The organism is Candidatus Accumulibacter phosphatis, from assembly GCF_012939955.1.
Lineage (GTDB): Bacteria > Pseudomonadota > Gammaproteobacteria > Burkholderiales > Rhodocyclaceae > Accumulibacter > Accumulibacter delftensis.
In genome coordinates this window covers 1-766 of the sequence record NZ_SPMY01000099.1, presented here as the reverse complement: position 1 = coordinate 766, position 766 = coordinate 1, and the positions used below count along the sequence as shown (strand labels likewise).

The window sequence follows — 766 nt, the reverse complement described above, 5'->3', positions numbered from 1 at the left end:
ATGAGGGAAATCGCGCGACAGCGCGAGAGCGCCGAAATTATCCAGCTTCCGCTATGGCCCGAACCAAAGCGCGGAACGCCGAACAGCTTTATCCGTTCTGCTTTGTTTTCAGCAATCCAGAGTAAAGACCGCCAGTTTATCGACGGGAAGACTTTAGACAGTCAAGCCGGAATCACAATTAAATACACCGGCCAGCAACTCAACCAAGAAGATTTAACCCTGTGGGAAACCTTGGTGCATCTGGCAAAGGGACACCCACTAGGCAATGTTTGCAGTTTCACCGCACACGGATTGCTAAAGGCTATGTGTCTCGAACCCCGTGCCTATGTGTCTCGAACCCCGTGCCTTTGGCGTGGCGTTTGCGCCACTTCATGGGCGAAAACAGCGACAAAGCAGCAACACGATGGCGCAGCTGCTCCGCAAATGTGTCTCGAACCCCGTGCCTAGTCGCCGCCTCGCGGCAGGGCTGGTGTGCGCCTCACTGCCACAGTGTCACCCTCGATGCTGTAGCTCTGCAAGAAAGCCAGCTTGACCAGTTCATCGAGGGCTGCGCGTAATTTCACCTTGAACCCTGCCGCCTGTTGATTTCTGCTCCCTGTGTATCGTTGCAAGGTCGACAGCTTCACGGGGTGCGGCATCCTGTGGCTGCTGTAGTAGGCATGAAGGGCTTGCGCAAGCGGTTTGCGCCGCAGGTTTAGGCGTTGCTGCCAGTCGATGGCAGTCCATTGGGTTTCACCATAAAGCCGGATCAATTCGCGGTGCAATC

At 55.6% G+C, this 766-nt stretch carries 2 protein-coding genes; one reads left to right on the top strand and one right to left on the bottom strand.

What is annotated here, in order from left to right; all coding sequences use genetic code 11:
- The coding region (gene trfA, locus E4Q23_RS21270) for a plasmid replication initiator TrfA (RefSeq protein WP_248595637.1) at positions 1-447 on the top strand (447 nt) is incomplete at its 5' end.
- Here the strand turns inward: trfA (E4Q23_RS21270) and trfA (E4Q23_RS21265) are convergent.
- On the bottom strand, positions 444-766 hold a 323-nt coding region (gene trfA, locus E4Q23_RS21265), incomplete at its 5' end, for a plasmid replication initiator TrfA (protein WP_248595636.1). The genes trfA (E4Q23_RS21270) and trfA (E4Q23_RS21265) overlap by 4 nt on opposite strands.